The 16,707-nt window shown below is 71.3% G+C and carries 16 protein-coding genes; 6 read left to right on the top strand and 10 right to left on the bottom strand.

Annotated features, from left to right (window positions below):
* Window positions 1-81 precede the first annotated feature (81 nt).
* A complete protein-coding gene (locus tag ABH928_RS27985) occupies window positions 82-2,589 on the bottom strand; it encodes a Tex family protein (RefSeq protein WP_370071383.1) in 2,508 nt (835 codons plus the stop codon).
* A 109-nt stretch (window positions 2,590-2,698) separates the two neighbouring features.
* Between ABH928_RS27985 and ABH928_RS27980 the strand changes: the two genes are divergently transcribed.
* Together ABH928_RS27980 and ABH928_RS27975 are read left to right on the top strand one after the other, a co-directional pair.
* The gene (locus tag ABH928_RS27980) at window positions 2,699-3,187 is read left to right on the top strand and encodes an N-acetyltransferase family protein (RefSeq protein WP_370071382.1); all 489 of its coding nucleotides are present in this window, start codon (window positions 2,699-2,701) and stop codon (window positions 3,185-3,187) included.
* The gene (locus ABH928_RS27975) at window positions 3,184-3,972 is read left to right on the top strand and encodes a hypothetical protein (protein WP_370071381.1); all 789 of its coding nucleotides are present in this window, start codon (window positions 3,184-3,186) and stop codon (window positions 3,970-3,972) included. Before ABH928_RS27980 ends, ABH928_RS27975 begins: the two co-directional genes overlap by 4 nt.
* Before the next feature lie 17 nt (window positions 3,973-3,989).
* Here ABH928_RS27975 and ABH928_RS27970 read toward each other — a convergent pair whose 3' ends face one another.
* Together ABH928_RS27970 and ABH928_RS27965 are read right to left on the bottom strand one after the other, a co-directional pair.
* Window positions 3,990-4,307: a Uma2 family endonuclease gene (locus ABH928_RS27970; protein WP_370071380.1), complete on the bottom strand. Its 318-nt coding sequence runs from the start codon at window positions 4,305-4,307 to the stop codon at window positions 3,990-3,992.
* A 313-nt stretch (window positions 4,308-4,620) separates the two neighbouring features.
* Complete coding sequence (locus ABH928_RS27965) at window positions 4,621-5,490, bottom strand: thioesterase family protein (protein WP_370071379.1); 870 nt, start codon at window positions 5,488-5,490, stop codon at window positions 4,621-4,623.
* A gap of 84 nt (window positions 5,491-5,574) precedes the next feature.
* On the opposite strand from ABH928_RS27965, the gene ABH928_RS27960 reads away from it, so the two are divergent.
* Entirely contained in the window at window positions 5,575-6,351 is a 777-nt protein-coding gene (locus ABH928_RS27960; protein WP_370071378.1) for an SDR family NAD(P)-dependent oxidoreductase, read from the top strand.
* 16 nt (window positions 6,352-6,367) lie between these two features.
* Here ABH928_RS27960 and pgi read toward each other — a convergent pair whose 3' ends face one another.
* The 4 genes from pgi to ABH928_RS27940 all read right to left on the bottom strand — a co-directional run bounded on the left by pgi (window position 6,368) and on the right by ABH928_RS27940 (window position 11,317).
* Complete coding sequence (gene pgi, locus ABH928_RS27955; RefSeq protein WP_370071377.1) at window positions 6,368-8,014, bottom strand: glucose-6-phosphate isomerase; 1,647 nt, start codon at window positions 8,012-8,014, stop codon at window positions 6,368-6,370.
* Window positions 8,015-8,165: 151 nt separating this feature from the next.
* On the bottom strand, window positions 8,166-9,386 hold the full coding sequence (locus ABH928_RS27950) for a sensor histidine kinase (protein WP_370071376.1): 1,221 nt from the start codon (window positions 9,384-9,386) through the stop codon (window positions 8,166-8,168).
* Window positions 9,383-10,018 carry a response regulator gene (locus tag ABH928_RS27945; RefSeq protein WP_370071375.1) on the bottom strand — a complete coding sequence of 212 codons (636 nt, stop codon included), beginning with the start codon at window positions 10,016-10,018 and terminating at the stop codon, window positions 9,383-9,385. The genes ABH928_RS27950 and ABH928_RS27945 overlap by 4 nt, the downstream gene beginning before the upstream one ends.
* 654 nt (window positions 10,019-10,672) lie before the next feature.
* Complete coding sequence (locus tag ABH928_RS27940) at window positions 10,673-11,317, bottom strand: RraA family protein (RefSeq protein WP_370071407.1); 645 nt, start codon at window positions 11,315-11,317, stop codon at window positions 10,673-10,675.
* 110 nt (window positions 11,318-11,427) lie between these two features.
* On the opposite strand from ABH928_RS27940, the gene ABH928_RS27935 reads away from it, so the two are divergent.
* Window positions 11,428-12,084, top strand: coding sequence for an MOSC domain-containing protein (locus ABH928_RS27935; RefSeq protein WP_370071406.1), 657 nt, complete (start codon window positions 11,428-11,430; stop codon window positions 12,082-12,084).
* Window positions 12,085-12,127: 43 nt separating this feature from the next.
* Here the strand turns inward: ABH928_RS27935 and ABH928_RS27930 are convergent, their stop codons facing one another.
* The 3 genes from ABH928_RS27930 to ABH928_RS27920 form a co-directional block, all read right to left on the bottom strand.
* A complete protein-coding gene (locus tag ABH928_RS27930) occupies window positions 12,128-13,129 on the bottom strand; it encodes an alpha/beta fold hydrolase (protein WP_370071374.1) in 1,002 nt (333 codons plus the stop codon).
* Window positions 13,130-13,198: 69 nt separating this feature from the next.
* On the bottom strand, window positions 13,199-13,690 hold the full coding sequence (locus tag ABH928_RS27925; protein ID WP_370071373.1) for a type II toxin-antitoxin system PemK/MazF family toxin: 492 nt from the start codon (window positions 13,688-13,690) through the stop codon (window positions 13,199-13,201).
* 91 nt (window positions 13,691-13,781) lie between these two features.
* Entirely contained in the window at window positions 13,782-14,342 is a 561-nt protein-coding gene (locus ABH928_RS27920; RefSeq protein WP_370071372.1) for a YceI family protein, read from the bottom strand.
* A 107-nt stretch (window positions 14,343-14,449) separates the two neighbouring features.
* Between ABH928_RS27920 and ABH928_RS27915 the strand changes: the two genes are divergently transcribed.
* Both ABH928_RS27915 and ABH928_RS27910 read left to right on the top strand, forming a co-directional pair.
* Window positions 14,450-14,992 carry a MarR family winged helix-turn-helix transcriptional regulator gene (locus ABH928_RS27915; RefSeq protein WP_370071371.1) on the top strand — a complete coding sequence of 181 codons (543 nt, stop codon included), beginning with the start codon at window positions 14,450-14,452 and terminating at the stop codon, window positions 14,990-14,992.
* 86 nt (window positions 14,993-15,078) lie between these two features.
* Window positions 15,079-16,671 (top strand): CHAD domain-containing protein, encoded by a 1,593-nt coding sequence (locus ABH928_RS27910; protein ID WP_370071370.1) that lies wholly within the window; start codon window positions 15,079-15,081, stop codon window positions 16,669-16,671.
* Window positions 16,672-16,707: the final 36 nt, after the last annotated feature.

The raw sequence follows: 16,707 nt of genomic DNA, 5'->3' as shown, positions 1-16,707 counted from the left end.
CAATGCCAAATCCACGTCAGGATTCACTGAGCCATCGATCACTGGCAAGGTTGACGGTCCCATCCGTATGGTTCGTGCCCGCTATTTCGCCAAACCGGCGCGTCGCAGGGCGTCCGCCATCGCGCTGTTGGCGATCCCGCCGTCGCGCGGGGCCGGAGTGCGGCGGTCGCCGCCGCGACGGTCCCGGTTGCCGCCCTGACCGCCCTGACCGCCTTGCCCGCCCTGGCCCTGGCCAGGGTTCTGGCCACCGCCCTGGCCGCTCTGACCGCCCTGGCGCTGGCCACGGTTCTGCCCGCCGCCACCCTGGGCCTGGCCGCCCTGGCCGCCCGGACGCTGCCCGCCCTGACGCTGGCCGCGCGGGCCCCGGTCGCCGCGCTCGCCACGCTCGCCACGGTCTCCGCGCTCCCCGCCCGCCTGGGCGTCGTCGTCCAGACGCAGCGTCAGCGAGATGCGCTTGCGCGGGATGTCCACGTCCATCACCTTCACGGTGACGATGTCGCCGGACTTGACCACCTCGCGCGGGTCCTTGACGAAGGTCTTCGACAGCGCGGAGACGTGGACCAGGCCGTCCTGGTGGACGCCGATGTCGACGAAGGCGCCGAAGGCGGCGACGTTGGTGACCGTACCCTCCAGGACCATGCCCGGGGTGAGGTCGCCGAGCTTCTCCACGCCCTCCTTGAAGGCGGCCGTCTTGAAGGCCGGACGCGGGTCGCGACCGGGCTTCTCCAGCTCGCCCAGGATGTCGACGATCGTCGGCACACCGAAGGTGTCGTCAGCGAAGTCGGTCGGCCTGAGCGCACGCAGCTTCGCGCCGTCGCCGATCAGCGCCTTGAGGTCGCCACCGGTCGCGGTCAGGATCCGGCGGACCACCGGGTACGCCTCCGGGTGGACGCTGGAGCCGTCCAGCGGGTCCTCGCCGCCGGGGATCCGGAGGAAGCCCGCGCACTGCTCGAAGGCCTTCGGGCCGAGCCGCGCGACGTTCTTCAGCTCCTTGCGGCTGCGGAACGGACCGTTGGCGTCGCGGTGGGCGACGATGTTGTCCGCCAGGCCCGCGCCGATGCCGGAGACGCGGGTCAGCAGCGGCGCGGAGGCCGTGTTGACGTCCACGCCGACGCCGTTGACGCAGTCCTCGACCACCGCGTCCAGCGAACGCGACAGCTTGGTCTCGGAGATGTCGTGCTGGTACTGGCCGACGCCGATCGACTTGGGGTCGATCTTGACCAGCTCGGCCAGCGGGTCCTGCAGGCGGCGGGCGATGGAGACCGCGCCGCGGATGACGACGTTGAGCTCCGGCAGCTCCTGCGATGCGAAGGCGGAGGCCGAGTAGACCGACGCGCCCGCCTCGGAGACGACGGCCTTGGTGAGCTTCAGCTCCGGGTGACGCTTGATCAGGTCCAGCGCCAGCTTGTCCGTCTCGCGGGAGGCGGTGCCGTTGCCGATGGCGATCAGGTCCACCTGGTGCTGGGCGCAGAGCTTGGCCAGCGTGGCGATCGACTCGTCCCACTTGTTGGCCGGGACGTGCGGGTGGATGGTGTCGTGCGCGACGACCTTGCCGGTCGCGTCGACGACGGCGACCTTGACGCCGGTGCGGAAGCCCGGGTCCAGGCCGAGCGTGGCGCGGGTGCCGGCGGGGGCGGCGAGCAGCAGGTCGCGCAGGTTGGCGGCGAAGACGCGCACCGCCTCGTCCTCGGCCTCGGTGCGCAGGCGCAGCCGCAGGTCGATCCCGAGGTGGACCAGGATCCGGGTGCGCCACGCCCAACGGACGGTGTCCTTGAGCCACTTGTCGGCCGGACGGCCGCGGTCGGCGACGTCGAAGCGGTTGGCGATCCGGGACTCGTAGCCGCCGGGGGCCTCCGCGTCGGCCTCGTCGGCGTAGGGCTCCATGGTGAGTTCGAGCACGTCCTCCTTCTCCCCGCGCAGCATGGCCAGCACGCGGTGGGAGGGCAGCTTGACGTAGGGCTCGGCGAAGTCGAAGTAGTCGGCGAACTTGGCGCCGTCCTGCTCCTTGCCGTCGCGGACCTTGGCGGCCAGCCGACCGCGTCCCCACATCCGCTCGCGCAGCTCGCCGATCAGGTCGGCGTCCTCGCCGAAGCGCTCGACCAGGATGGCGCGGGCGCCGTCGAGCGCGGCTGCGGCGTCGGCGACGTTCTCGCCGAGGTAGGCGGCGGCCTCCGTCTGCGGGTCGCGCGTCGGGTCGCCGAGGAGGGCGTCGGCGAGCGGCTCCAGGCCGTTCTCGCGGGCGATCTGGGCCTTGGTGCGGCGCTTGGGCTTGAACGGGAGGTAGATGTCCTCCAGGCGCGCCTTGGAGTCGGCGGCGCGGATCTGCGCCTCCAGGGCCTCGTCGAGCTTGCCCTGGCTGCGGATCGACTCCAGGATCGCGGCCCGGCGCTCCTCCAGCTCGCGCAGGTAGCGCAGGCGCTCCTCGAGCGTGCGCAGCTGGGCGTCGTCGAGCGACCCCGTCGCCTCCTTGCGATACCGGGCGATGAAGGGGACGGTCGCCCCTCCGTCGAGCAGTTCCACGGCGGACTGCACCTGTGCGGGACGGACGCCGAGTTCCTCGGCGATGGTCTGCTCAATGGACAGGGTCACTCTTGGTTACCGCTCTCTCGCTGGATACGTGCGGCGCCATTCTGTCCCGACCGGCGCGGCGAGGAAAACCACCTCGCGTTCGGGCGGGTCGCGGTGTCACGATCACGCCATGCACATCCGCGAGGCCACGGACGCCGACTGGGCGTCGATCTGGCCCTTCTTTCATGAGATCACGGCGGCCGGAGAGACCTTCACCTACCCGACCGACGTCGACGAGCCGACGGGCCGCGCGATGTGGATGGTCCGCGCGCCGGGCCATGTCGTTGTCGCGGTGGACGACGACGGCACGGTGCTCGGCACGGCCAACGTGTACGCCAACAAGATGGGCCCGGGCGCGCACATCGCCAGCGGCAGCTTCATGGTCGCCGCTGAGTACTCCGGCCACGGCGTCGGCCGCGCGCTCTGCACCTACCTGCTGGCCTGGGCGCGCGAACACGGCTTCCGCGGGGTCCAGTTCAACGCGGTAGCGGCCAGCAACACCCGTGCGGTGAAGCTCTACGAGTCGCTCGGCTTCGAGGTCATGACCACGATCCCGGAGGGCTTCCGCCACCCGACGCTGGGCTATGTGGGGCTGCACATCATGTACGTGAGGCTGTGACGAACGTGCGGGACTGGGATTCGCTCACCCTCGCCGAGCAGACCCTGCTGCGCGCGGGGGCACGGAATCTCCTCGCGGCGTGGACGCCCGAGCACTACTCCACGGCGCAGCGGTGGGTCGGAGACGCGGACGCACCGTTGCGCAGCCTGACGACGGAGGAGTCGCGTGAGCGGGCGACCGAGCTGATGCCGGTCGCACTCGACCTCCACGAGCGTGGTGAGCTCTTCGTCGCCAAGGCCACGGGCCAACCCTGGGCCTACACACACGAATTGCTGCCGCCGACCGAACAACGCGCGTTCCTCGCCGATCCGGAGAACTGGCTCGTGAAGCCGGCCACCGAGCCTGCAGGGCGTCGCATCGCCCTCGCCGTCCAACCGGCGTTGCGCGAGCATCTGACCGCCGTCGTGGACCGCCTCGACCCGAAGGACCATCCCACGCTGAGCGCCGACGAGCACGAGCACATGATCTGTGCCTTCGAGTACAGCGGCTGGCTGACCGGCCCGTACGGCATCTGGCAGGAGATGCGGCAGGGGCTCGACGAGGCCGCTCGGCTGGCGTTCGTCGACGAACAGGTGGCCCCGCTGCTCCCACTGGTCCGCAACGGCTGGATCGAGGTCCGCCATGTGGCCGCCACCGACTCAGCGGACTACACCGTGATCCCCCTGGAGCAACTGCGCACGGCGCTGGCCGACCCTGCGATCCGCTACGAAGGCGACGATTGGGGCATCGGCGTCACCTGCGGCCTGACCTTCGCCGGTGTCGCGGTCTCGCGCCGGCCCAGGTAGACCTCAGCGCACGGCCGTCAGTCCTGGTAGAGGCGCAGGCCGGAGGTATCGACTGACCACGGCCCGACGGCGATGCGGTCACCGAAGGCGAAGGGGACCGCTTTGCGGTAGCGGATTCCGTCCGGCCCGTGGCTGGGCTCGGAATAGACGATGCCGTCACCCTTGCGCGGATCGACGATCAGATAGAGCGGCACGCCCATCGCCGGGTAGTCCCGCGCCTTGACCTCCAGGGCATTGCGCGGGTTGCTCGGGGACACGACCTCGGCCGCAAGCAGCACGATGCGGCTGCTGACCCGGCTTCCCACGGAGTCAACCTCGGACTCGGGCACCACCATCAGGTCAGGAACCTTACGCAGCCCGTGACCGGGTCCTCCGTGTCCGTGTCGGAGAACGCGGCAACGCTCGGGTCCTGCTGTTCGATCTGACGACGGAGCCGCACCACGTTGACCCCGAGCTGACCGCTGGGGCTCATCATCATCACGGTGACCTGGCCGTCGGTGATCTCGACCTTCCAGTGCTCCTACTGACGGTCGGTCACCTCGGCCAGCTCGTCCGCGACGGCGCGCAGCCGAACGATCTCCTCCACAGCCAGCTGGGGACGGTCGTCGGTCATGCATCGAGCCTATAGCCGTCCCGGTCCACGCCTCCTCAGCGCGGCACGACCGCCAACTGGCGCGACTGCGCGACCAGGCGGTCGCGGGAGTCCCAGATCTCGCAGTCCTCCTCCAGGTAGCCGCCCGCGAGGTTGCGGGTGGAGTGGGTCACGCGGAGCCAGCCCGGGGCGGGGAGGGCGCGGATGTGGGCGGTGAGTTCGACGGTCGGGGTCCAGCCGAAGAGGCCGAGGTCGAAGGTGACCGGCGGGAGTGCGTCGAGGGCGAAGAGGAGCGAGAGCGGGTCGGACTCGCGGCCGTCGGCGAGGCGGAGCCAGCCCTGGAGGCGGCCCTCGCCCGAGGGCTTGCCGAGGGCCCAGCCGACGTAGGCGGGGTCGAGGCGCAGGTCGATCCGCTCCAGCAGGTTGGCGGAGGCGAGGAACTCCGGCGGGGCGTGCTCGGTGCCGATGCACTGCTCGACCGGAGGCAGCTGCGGCGGGGTCGCGCTGGTGCGGACGTCCTCGTCGGCGCGGGCCAGGTCGCCGAAGTGGGCCAGCACGCGCAGCCGTTCGAACGTGCGGCCCTCGTCGTCGGCCTGCAGCAGCGAGGCCTGTCCGGTGGAGTGGCTGCGGGCGGTGCGGACGGTCTCGACGCGGAGCTCGGCCGGGCCGGGGCGGGAGGCGCTGACGTAGTAGCCGCTGACCGAGACGGGGTACGGGTGCGAAGCCCCTGCTGCCGCGAAGTGCTCCCCCACGGCGCGCGCCGCGAGGGAGAGCAGCAGGCCGCCGTTGATGCCGCCGCCGATCTGCCAGCCCTTGTCCAGCTCGGCGTCGAAGACGCTGGTGGTCGCGGCCATCGTCCCGGCCGTCGTCCCGGCGGCCTCGTCGGGACGGCGGACGACGGCGGTGCCCTCGTCGAACTCGCTCACGGTGCACTCTCCCATAAGTTACTTATCAGTAGCTAACTACACCTTCGCTTCCAACGTCAAGACGCATCTGCTACCACCACAGACATGCTTCCTTATGCGCTGGACGGACGGGTGGCCATCGTGACGGGCGCCGGCAGCGGCATCGGGCGGGCGACCGCCCGGGTGCTGGCCGAGGCGGGGGCGCGCGTCGTCTGCGCCGACCTCGACGGCGAGGCCGCCACCGCGACGGCGAAGGAGTGCGACGGCATCCCGGCCGCCGTGGACGTCTCCCGCCGGGCGGCCGTCTTCGCGCTGGTCGAGAGCACCGCCGAGCAGCAGGGCAGGCTCGACATCCTCTGCAACGTCGCCGGGGTGATCCGCACCGGGCTGGTCGTCGACGTCCCCGAGGAGGACCTCGACGCGGTGATGGACGTCAACTTCAAGGGCACCTTCCACGCTTGCCAGGCGGCGGCGCGGATCATGTGCGCGCAGGGCGGCGGAGCCATCGTCAACACCGCGTCGGGCGCGGTGGACAGCGCCACGCCCGCGATCATGAGCTACTCGGCCTCCAAGGCCGCCGTGGTCCAGCTCACGAAGAACCTGGCCGCCGAGGTCGGCCGCTACGGCGTGCGGGTCAACGCGGTCGCACCCGGACTGGTGCGCACCGCGATGACCGCGCGTCACTACCTGCGCCCCGACGGCAGCGTGGACGAGGCCGCCCGCGCCGCCGGGGAGAAGCCGCTGCGGCGGATGTCGCCGCTCGGGCTGATCGGCGAGCCCGAGGACATCGCCTACGCCTTCCACTACCTGGTCAGCGATGCCGCCCGGTTCGTGACCGGACAGATCCTGCGTCCCAACGGCGGCGTGGCGATGCCCTGGTGAGGGCTTCTCCGATACCTCAGCGCCCGCGCAGCTCGCGGTAGCGGGTGGCCAGGCCGGCCGTGGAGGAGTCGAGCGCGGTAAGGCCGGTGCCGTCGACGAGCGCGGGCTCGATCCGCTTGGCCAGGACCTTGCCGAGCTCGACGCCCCACTGGTCGAAGGAGTCGATGTTCCAGATCGCGCCCTGGACGAAGACCTTGTGCTCGTAGAGCGCGATCAGCTGGCCCAGCACGGACGGGGTCAGCTCGCCGGCCAGGATGGTCGTGGTCGGGTGGTTGCCGCGGAAGGTCTTGTGCGGCACCAGCTCCTCCGCGACGCCCTCGGCGCGGACCTCCTCCGGCGTCTTGCCGAAGGCCAGCGCCTGGCCCTGGGCGAAGAGGTTGGCCATCAGCAGGTCGTGCTGCGCGACCAGGCCGGGCGCCAGGTCGGCGACCGGGCGGGCGAAGCCGATCAGGTCGGCCGGGATCACCTTGGTGCCCTGGTGCAGCAGCTGGTAGTACGCGTGCTGGCCGTTGGTGCCGGGCGTGCCCCAGACGACCGGGCCGGTCTGCCAGTGCACCGGCTCGCCGTCGCGCTGCACCGACTTGCCGTTGGACTCCATGTCCAGCTGCTGCAGATAGGCGGTGAACTTGGACAGGTAGTGCGAGTACGGCAGCACGGCGTGCGCCTGCGCGTCGAAGAACGCCCCGTACCAGACGCCGAGCAGGCCGAGCAGCAGCGGCACGTTCTGCTCCGGCGGCGCGGTGCGGAAGTGCTCGTCGACCAGGCGGAAGCCCTCCAGCATCTCCTCGAACGCCTCCGGGCCGATGGCGATCATCAGCGAGAGCCCGATGGCGGAGTCGAAGGAGTAGCGACCGCCGACCCAGTCCCAGAACTCGAACATGTTGGCCACGTCGATGCCGAACTTCTCCACCTCGGTGGCGTTGGTCGACAGCGCGACGAAGTGCTTGGCCACGGCGCTCTGGTCGGCGCGCAGCTCGGTGAGCAGCCAGTTGCGGGCGCTGGTGGCGTTGGTGACGGTCTCGATGGTGGTGAAGGTCTTCGAGGCGACGATGAAGAGCGTCTCCTCGGCGTCCAGGTCGCGCACGGCCTCGTGCAGGTCGGCGCCGTCGACGTTGGAGACGAAACGCACCGTCAGGTCGCGGTCGCTGAAGCTGCGCAGCGCGTCGTAGGCCATGGCCGGACCCAGATCGGAGCCGCCGATGCCGATGTTGACGATGTTGCGGATCCGCTTGCCGGTGTGACCGGTCCACTCCCCCGAGCGGACCCGGCGGGCGAAGTCGGCCATCTTGTCGAGCACGGCGTGGACTTCGGGGACCACGTTGACGCCGTCGACCTCGATCACCGCGTCACGCGGCGCGCGCAGCGCGGTGTGCAGCACGGCGCGGTTCTCGGTGATGTTGATCTTCTCGCCGCGGAACATGGCGTCCCGGAGGGCCTCCACCCCGCGCACCTGCGCGAGCTGGCGCAGCAGCGCGAGGGTCTCGTCGGTGACGAGGTGCTTCGAGTAGTCGACGTGCAGGTCGCCGACCTGCAGGGTGTAGGACTCGCCACGCTTGGGATCCTCGGCGAACAGCGTGCGCAGGTGGGTGTCCCCCAGCTCCGCGCGGTGTTCGCGCAGCGAGTCCCAGACCGGCAGCTGGTCCAGACGCGTTCCCTCAGCCATGCGCACTACTCCATCCTGGATTCGGTCGTCGGAACGAGCCTATGCGTTCGAGCAGACGGGAGGTTGCAACCCGATAGGGGCGCGGGGAACTGCGCGCGAAAGCGCGGATGTGAGCCTCTGTTACAGCGCGGGGAAGTTGCAGTGTCCTCAGTTACCGTCCGGCGACCGTCAACGGCAGACTCAAGCGGACCTTGAACCCGCCGTCCGCCGTCGGCCCGGCCGCGAGCGTGCCGCCGAGCAGCGCGGCGCGTTCGCGGAGCCCGACGATGCCGTGGCCGCCGCCGGGCAGCGGCTCCCATGACGCCACGGCGTGTTCCGCCGGATCCGGGGCGATCTCCAGCGGCGCGCCGTTCGTCACGGCGACGCGCAACGAGTCGTCGCGGAGCTCCACGCGGACCTGCGTCTCCGCGCCCGGCGCGTGCTTGCGGGCGTTGGTGAGGGCCTCCTGGACCGTGCGGTACGCGGCGCGTTCGATCGGTTCGGGCAGGACCGGCATGTCGCCCTGCGCGTAGCCGACGACCTCCAGCTCGGCCCCCGCCTCGGACTCCGCGACCAGGCGCGGCAGATCGGTCAGGCGCGGCTGCGGGACCAGCTCGGTCGGGCCCGCGCCCGCCGCCCGCAGCACGAGGATCATGCTGCGCAGCTCCTCCAGTGTCGCGACCGCCAGGCCGCGCATCGTGCCGGCGGCCTCGCGGACGTCCGGGTCCTTCGCGGTGACCTGGAGCGCGCCCGCCTGGACCGCGATCAGTCCGGCCTGGTGCGAGACGACGTCGTGCATCTCGCGGGCGATCCGCGCCCGTTCGCGCGCGATGACCGTCTGCGCGTGCAGTTCGCGTTCGTGGTCGCGCAGGGTGGCCAGCTCGACGATCCGCGCGGAGAGCGCCTCCCGCGTCTGCAGCAGCAACCCGAGCGCGGTCGGTCCTATCGAGAACATCACGGCATAGATCAGCTGCTGGATGTGGTCGCTGGCCGACTCGGTCATGACCTTGCTGAGCGGCCACGGCAGGAAGATGCCGATGCCGACGACGGTCGCCGCGACCCACGCCTGCCAGTCCACCCGGCGTGAGCGGGCGACCGTGTAGAGGGCGACCAGCGACGCGACCAGCGCGGTTCCGGCGAAGAGGCCGGTGAGGGTGCCGAAGAGGACCAGTCGGGGCCAGCGGCGACGGCCGGCCAGCACCACGCAGGAGACCATGGAGGCCCAGAAGGTCCAGTCCTTCGAGCCCGGGTAGTTCAGCCCGGCGTCCAGGAACGCCGCAGCCATCAGCACCAGGGTGACCGCGGCGTCGCGCAGCGGCTTCGGCAGCCGCATCACCCACGCCTTGACCCGTCTGCTGAAACGAACGGCCCAGAGCTTGAGCCGACGTCTCACAGTTCGCTCTCCTCGATCAGGCCCGCCCGCTCGGCCAGCACGGCCGCCTGGATCCGGTTGGTGACGCCCAGTTTGGTGAGCACGGCGCTCACGTAGTCCTTGACGGTGGCGGCGCCCAGGTGCATCCGGGCGCCGATCTCGACGTTGGAGAGGCCGTGGCCGAGGAAGCCGAGGACCTGACGCTCGCGGTCGGTGAGGGTCTCCACCGCGGCGGCGGCCGGGTGGTCGTTCTTCCGGCGGGTCTGGCCGAGGCGGCGCAGCACGGGAGTGGAGAGGCAACCGGCTCCGGTGGAGACCGCGCGGACGGAGCGGGCCAGCACCTCCGGCTCGGTGTCCTTGAGCAGGAAGCCGCTGGCACCCAGCCGCAGCGCCTGGTCGAGGTACTCGTCGGTGTCGAAGGTGGTCAGCATGGCGACGTACGGCGCGTCGGGCAGCTCGCGGATGCGGCGCAGCAGCGTCAGGCCGTCGACGTCGGGCATCCGGATGTCCAGCAGTACCACGTGCGGTTGGTGGCGACGCACCTCGGCGACGGCCTCGATGCCGGAGCAGGTCCCGACCACTTCGATGTCCGGTGCGGTGTTCAGGATCATCGCCAGGCCGGAGCGGATCAGCGCCTCGTCGTCGACGATCATCGCCCTGATCGGACTGCCCGCTTGCGAGGGAACCACGTGCCTGTTTCCTACCCTGTGCGTTCCAGCCTGCGATGGGAGAACCCCGCGCGACCGTACCTCAGGGTTCATATTTATGAAAATCGAACCCCCGATCGGCGGTGGGATCACCTCCGAACGGGGGTGCCGGTTCCGGTTCGAGTACGACCATGATGGCCGAGCTGCACGGCAACGTGCCAGGTGGCGGGCACTACGGGGGGGTGCCCGTCTCCACGGGACCTTCGCGGGCGCCCGATTTTTTCGATTGATCCCATTTTGTTGCTGCCCGTTGGTCTTTCAGCCGTATGGCTACTACGCCCGATTTGTCAGCATTTGTCATACAGAAGGCGTAAGCGTCGCGACAGGTTCCGCCGCGACGACGCGACGCCGGCCCAGCGCGTTCCCGACCGACACGAGCACCGCGCCGACGGCGAGGAACCCCGTACTGGGAGAGCGCGGCGGCGGTCAGCCCGCCGAACTCCGAGCGCGCAACCGCGACCACGCGCCGCTCCGTCTGTTCCCGCATACCGCTCCCGGCGTTCGGTCCGACGACCGGTCCGGCGATCATCTTCTCCGATGATGGGAGCATTTCGGGCGAATGAGGAGATGTCACGTCACGCCAAGACCGCCGACGGCTGGTCAGTCGGTGAAGCCGCCCTCGGCGAGGAGGGTGTCGATGCGGGTGCGGTGGGCGGCTTCCCAGGAGTCGAGGGATTCCGTCGCCTCCTTGGCCAGCTTGGCGCGGGCGGCGGTGAGGATCTCGGTGGTCCGGGCGTGTGGGGTGACGACGATGCCCTCCTCGTCGGCGACGACCAGGTCGCCCGGGTGGACGGTGACACCGCCGCAGGTGACGGGCGCGCCGAAGGGGCGGACGGCCCGCTTGGTGCCCGGGATCGGGACGACGCCGCGGGCGAGGACGGGGAAGCCCATGGCGCGGATCTCCGCGAGGTCGCGGATGACGCCGTCGAGGACGAACCCGGCGATGCCGCGGCGCTGTGCCACCGCGCAGACGTTGCCGCCGGCGAGGGCGAAGTCGGTGTCGCCGCCCGCGTCGACGACCACGACGGAGCCGGCCGGGGCTCGGTGGATGGCGGCGTGGAGCATCAGGTTGTCGCCCGGCGGACAGCTGACCGTGAAGGCCGGACCGGCCAGGCGCGGCATCGGCGCGTAGAGCGGGCGGATGGCGTGGTCCATGACCTGCGCGCGGCCCAGCAGGTCGGCAAGGGTGGTGGGCGGCAGCGCGGCGAAGTCGGCAGTCGCAGCGGAGCCGACGGCGTCGGTCATGGCGTCGGTCATGTGGTCACGCTAACGGGCGATGGACCACGCGGCGTCCGAGCTGCCCGAAATCGATTCGTGCCGGCTGCGGTCCTGGTCGTAACGTCAGGAGGATGACGATGAACGTGCTCTCGGTGAACGTCGGCCGGGCCCGGTCGAACCCGTGGAAGGGGATCGAGGCCACCGGCATCGACAAGCAGGCCGTGGACGGTCCGGTCGCCGTCACCGTGCCGGGCCCCAAGGGCAGCGGCGAGGTGGGGCTGGCCGGGGACCGCGTCTACGACGTCGACCACCACGGCGGGCCCGACCAGGCCGTCTACGCCTACGCGCGCGAGGATCTGGACCGCTGGGAGCCCGAGCTCGGGCGGACGCTGCCGAGCGGCGTCTTCGGCGAGAACCTGACCACCGTCGGCGTCGACGTCAACGGGGCGCTGATCGGCGAGCGTTGGCGGATCGGGCGGGACCTGGTGCTGGAGGTGTCCGCGCCGCGCGTGCCGTGCTTGACGTTCCAGGGGTGGCTGCAACGTGCCGGCTGGATCAAGCGGTTCACCGAGGCGGCGGTGCCGGGCGCGTACCTTCGCGTGGTCACGCCCGGCGAGGTCCAGGCCGGTGACCCGGTCGTCGTCGAGCACCGGCCGGACCACGACGTGACGGTGGCCCTCGCCTTCCGTGCGGTGACGCGCGAGCCGGAGCTGCTGTCCCGGCTCCTGGCGGCCGACGCGCTGCCCGCGAAGACCCGTGCCAAGATCCGTTCCCGGCTCGGCATCGAGGACTGAGCCGAGAGGACCGGGCCGAGAGGACTAGCCAAGGCGGCGGGGCCTACTCCGGCAGCGAGGCCAGGAAGTCGGTCAGGGCCGCGTTGACCTCGGCCGGGCGCTCCTGCTGGGTCCAGTGGCCGCAGCCCGGGAGGGTGATCGTCGGGCGCAGCGTCGGGTTGAGCGCCTGGAGTGCGGGCAGCAGCTGGTCCATGCCGGGGAACGCGCCGACCAGGTCGCGGTCGCCGAGCACGTAGAGCGCGGGGACCTGGATCGGCAGACCGTCCCAGGCAGCGGACAACTCCCAGTTGCGGTCCAGGTTCCGGTACCAGTTCAGGCCGCCGGTGAAGCCGTTGCGCGCGTACTCCGCGGCGAAGGTCGCGATGTCGGACTCGGTGAGCCAGTCCGGGAGTTCCTTCGGCTCGCCGAGCGAGTCGAGGAAGCGTCCGCTGTCCGGCAGCAGCGGCTGCGGGGGCGGGTCGGTGAGCGGGTTGTCGCCGCTCGCACCGTAGAGGAAGCGCCGGAAGACCTCGTCCGCCGGCGTGCCGTTGAACTCGGTGTCGGCTCCGCCCGGACGGCAGAAGTAGGTCCAGTAGAAGCGCCCGTCGAACATCGCGTCCATCGCGGCGAGCGGCGCGACGTCCTGCGAGCGCGGCTGCGGCGGGACGCTCAGGCCGACCACGCCGCGGACCAGGTCCGGACGCAGCTGCGCGGTCAGCCAGGCGACCGGCGCGCCCCAGTCGTGGCCGACGACGGCGAACCGCTGCGCGCCCAACTCCCGGACGAGTGCGACGACATCGCCGACCAGGTGCGGGAGCGTGTACGCCTCGACGGCTTCGGGCGCGTCGCTGCGGGCGAAGCCGCGCTGGTCGGGGGCGACGACGCGGTAGCCTTCGGCGGCCAGCGCGGGGAGTTGGTGCCGCCAGGAGTACCAGCACTCGGGAAACCCGTGCAGCAGCACCACCAGTGGACCGTCCGCCGGACCAGCCGCCGCGTAGTGCAGCGTGAGCCCGTTCACCCGGACGGTGTGGTGCTCGACGCCTTCGACGTGCGTCACCTCGGTCACGGCAGTCCCCTCCCCGCTTCGCGTCAAGTCAGGGTCAGACTATGCGGGTTGACGGGACATGTCACCAACTCACCAACCGTAGAGGCGGCGCAGGCGTTCCGCGACGACGAGGAAGCGCGGGCGGTCCAGCGCGCTGGCCTCGCGGCGCATGCCGGTGGGGTGGACGCGGAAGACGCGCTCCAGGTTGACCCAGGAGGCGCGGGCCTCGCGGTCCCAGGGGCCCTCGCCGAGGGCGACCCACTCGGCGACGTCGGCACCGGTGGTGGCGTCGTGACGCTTGCTCGTGAGTTCGACGGCCAGCAGCGTGCCGGTGTGCTCACGGGCCACGATCAGGACGGGACGGTCCTTGCCGCGTCCGTCGTTCTCCTCGAACGGGACCCAGGTCCAGACGATCTCGCCGGGGTCGGGCTGCCCGTCGTGCTGCGGCGAGTAGGAGGTGTGCACCGACCCGAGACGCCGCGGCTCCACCTGCACGGTTGCGGTGGAGCCGTAACGGCCGTGTTCCTGCTGGCTGTTCTCGGTGTGCTCACGGTTCTCGTGCTTGCCTGTCAGATTGAACATCACGACAGGCTACTTGCACGGCAGTTGCGCCGTGCTACCGCACCGCGGTGCTGCAGTGCTGCGGTGCTGCAGTGCTGCGATGCCGGAGCGCTCAGGCCTCGGCGACGTTCTTGACCAGGGAGATCTCGAACTCGAGCACGATCTTGTCGCTGACCAGGACGCCGCCGGTCTCCAGCGCGGCGTTCCAGGTGATGCCGTAGTCCTTGCGGCTGATGGCGTGCTCCCCCTCGAAGCCGAGGCGGTGGTTGCCGAACGGGTCGGTGGCCGAGCCCTCGAAGCTGAACGGGATGGCCACGGACTGCGTGACGCCGCGCACGGTCAGGTCGCCGGCCAGCTCCAGGCTCTCGCCGTCGAGCGTGGCGCCGGTCGAGCGGAAGGTGATGGTCGGGTGGTTGGCGACGTCGAGGAAGTCGTTGGCGCGCAGGTGACCGTCGCGGTCGGCGTTGCGGGTGTCGATGGAGTCGACCTCGATGGTCAGCTCGACCGAGGACTGCTCCGGCTTCTCCGCGTCGACCTGGACCGCACCGTTGAAGGCGTTGAAGGAACCACGGACCTTGGTGACCATGGCGTGACGGGCGACGAAGCCGATCCGGCTGTGGGCGGGGTCGATGCTGTAGCTGCCGGTCAGCGCGGGGGTGATGGCGGTAGTCATGGCGTTCCTCCTGGGACGGGCGGGGCCGATGTGGCCGGTGGTTGAACTTTCATCTACCACGATACCGGCCATGGATGACATGTCAACCATCGATGTAGAATGAATCCATGACCACCACGCCGCCTCCTCCCCCCGCATCCGCGACCGCAACCCCCGTTCCCGCCCCCACCCCCGCCGAGCCGCGCTGGCTCAGCCCGGACGAACAGCGCCTCTGGCGTACCTTCCTGCAGATGCAGAAGGAGCTGGAGGCCCAGCTCAGCCGCCAGATGCAGAGCGACTCGGAGCTGTCCATGGCCGACTTCTCGGTCCTGGTGCAGCTGACCGACGCGCCCGCCGGCCAGGCCCGGGTACTGGAGCTGGCCCGGGACCTGCGGTGGGAGAAGAGCCGGCTGTCGCACCACCTCACCCGGATGGTCAAGCGCGGCCTGATCGAGCGCGCCGAGTGCGAGAGCGACGGCCGCGGCTCGTTCGTGGTGATCACGGAGTCGGGCCGCCATGCGATCGAGGACGCCGCGCCCCGGCACGTCGAGACGGTCAGGAAGCTCTTCTTCGACCCGCTCAGCGAGGGCCAGCTCATCCAGCTCGGGGAGGTGGCGACGCGAATACTGGCCGCCATGCAGGGTTGCCCGGAGTCCGTTCCGGACAACTGAACAGCTGTCCGGGAACATACGGACCAGACGGGCCGGTGGACAGGCCGGTGAATGAACCGGTGGACGGACCAGAAGGAGCTGCGGCCATGGCACGGAAAGCGGCGCGCGCGACGGCTCAGGTGGAGCGGGAGCGCAAGTTCGAGGGCGACGCCGGGCACGGTTCCGGCTCCGGCGCCGCGGTCCGGCTGACCGGCCCGGCCCCGCTGCGCGGGGTCGCCAAGGGCGTCGCCGCCGACACCGAGCTGCTGGACGCCGTCTACTACGACACCCCGGACCGCCGACTGCTCTCCCGCCGGATCACGCTGCGCCGCCGCACCGGCGGCCACGACGCGGGCTGGCACCTCAAGCTGCCCACCGCCGACGGAGCGCGGCTGGAGCTGCACGTAGCGCTCGACGCCGCTGCGTCTGCGCCTCCGCCTGCCGCTGCGTCTGAGGCGGGTGTTCCGCACGTGCCCGACGAGCTCGCCGCGCGGGTCCGCGCGTACGTCCGCGAGGTCCCGTTGACGCCGGTCGCCCGGCTCCGGACCGTGCGGCACCGCACGCTGCTCCTGGACGACGCCGACCGGCCGCTGGTCGAGGTGGCCGACGACACGGTCACCGCAGAGCGCCTGGACCCGGACGGCACGGTGGTCGGCTCGTCGTCCTGGCGCGAGGTGGAGGCCGAACTGGTCGGCGGTGACGAGGCGCTGCTCGACGCGGTCGAGGCCCGGCTGCTCGCCGACGGCCTGCGGCGCAGCGCCAGCGCGTCCAAGGTGGCCCGCGCGCTCGGGCAGCCGACGAGGCCGGGATCAACCGCCCCCGCAGACCCGCAGCGCACGGGAACCGTCGGCGCGCTGGTCGCGACGCTGCTGCGGCAGCAGGTGGACCGCCTGCTCGCCTGCGACGCCGAGGTCCGTGTCGACGCGCCGGACGCCGTGCATCAGATGCGCGTCGCCGCACGGCGGTTGCGCAGCACGCTCCGGGTGTACGAGCGGCTTCTGCGGGTGGACGAGATCGCCTCCGTGGAGGAGGAGTTGCGGCAGCTCGGCCGGACGCTCGGCGTCGCGCGCGACCGCGAGGTGCTCGGCGAGCGGCTGCTGCGCGAGCTGGCAGAGCTCCGGCCCGAGGAGCGTCCCGGCCCGATCCGGCGGCGGCTCTCCGCCTGGTCCCGGCGCGGCTACCGGTCGGCGTGGCGACAGGCATTCCGGGAGCTGGACGGCGCACGGTACTTCGCGCTGCTGGACGCGCTCGACGCGCTGGCGGATGCGCCTCCGCTCCGCAAGCGCGCACGGCGGCGCGCCGAAAGGGAGCTCCCGCGCCTGCTGGAACGAGAACGCCTCCGGGTCGCCCGCCGGGTCCGCGAAGCGCGACGGCTCCCGTCGGGCACCGCGGCCCATGACGCGGCGGTCCATGCGGCGCGGCGCGCGGCGAAGCGCGCCCGGTACGCGGGCGAGGGCGCGGGCCAACCGGGCTACGCCACGGCGATGAAGGATCTGCAGACCCTGCTCGGCGACCGCCAGGACGCGCTGCTCGCCGCACAGGCGCTGCCGGAGCTCGCCGCCGCGGCACAGACGGCGGGCGAGCCGGGGTTCGCGTACGGGGTGCTGTACGCGCGCCAGCAGGCCGCGGTCGCCGCGGCGGAGGCGGAACTGCCCGCCTGCTGGGCGGCGGAGGCGGCGGAGCTGGTGCGGGACAAGTGAGCGACACGAGGTCTCCGGCGCCACCCGGCACCGGAG

The organism is Streptacidiphilus sp. MAP5-3, from assembly GCF_041262505.1.
Lineage (GTDB): Bacteria > Actinomycetota > Actinomycetes > Streptomycetales > Streptomycetaceae > Streptacidiphilus.
The sequence above is the reverse complement of the archived record's forward strand: the minus strand, read 5'-3'. Positions and strand labels throughout refer to the sequence as shown.

Bases quoted from the DNA above. Each gene is read 5' to 3' on its own strand.
- ABH928_RS27980 (WP_370071382.1), top strand. From the start codon at position 2,699: ATGCACATCCGCGAGGCCACGGACGCCGACTGGGCGTCGATCTGGCCC.
- ABH928_RS27970 (WP_370071380.1), bottom strand. From the start codon at position 4,307: ATGGTGGTGCCCGAGTCCGAGGTTGACTCCGTGGGAAGCCGGGTCAGC.
- ABH928_RS27960 (WP_370071378.1), top strand. From the start codon at position 5,575: ATGCTTCCTTATGCGCTGGACGGACGGGTGGCCATCGTGACGGGCGCC.
- pgi (WP_370071377.1), bottom strand. From the start codon at position 8,014: ATGGCTGAGGGAACGCGTCTGGACCAGCTGCCGGTCTGGGACTCGCTG.
- ABH928_RS27945 (WP_370071375.1), bottom strand. From the start codon at position 10,018: ATGATCGTCGACGACGAGGCGCTGATCCGCTCCGGCCTGGCGATGATC.
- ABH928_RS27940 (WP_370071407.1), bottom strand. From the start codon at position 11,317: ATGACCGACGCCGTCGGCTCCGCTGCGACTGCCGACTTCGCCGCGCTG.
- ABH928_RS27935 (WP_370071406.1), top strand. From the start codon at position 11,428: ATGAACGTGCTCTCGGTGAACGTCGGCCGGGCCCGGTCGAACCCGTGG.
- ABH928_RS27925 (WP_370071373.1), bottom strand. From the start codon at position 13,690: ATGTTCAATCTGACAGGCAAGCACGAGAACCGTGAGCACACCGAGAAC.
- ABH928_RS27920 (WP_370071372.1), bottom strand. From the start codon at position 14,342: ATGACTACCGCCATCACCCCCGCGCTGACCGGCAGCTACAGCATCGAC.
- ABH928_RS27915 (WP_370071371.1), top strand. From the start codon at position 14,450: ATGACCACCACGCCGCCTCCTCCCCCCGCATCCGCGACCGCAACCCCC.
- ABH928_RS27910 (WP_370071370.1), top strand. From the start codon at position 15,079: ATGGCACGGAAAGCGGCGCGCGCGACGGCTCAGGTGGAGCGGGAGCGC.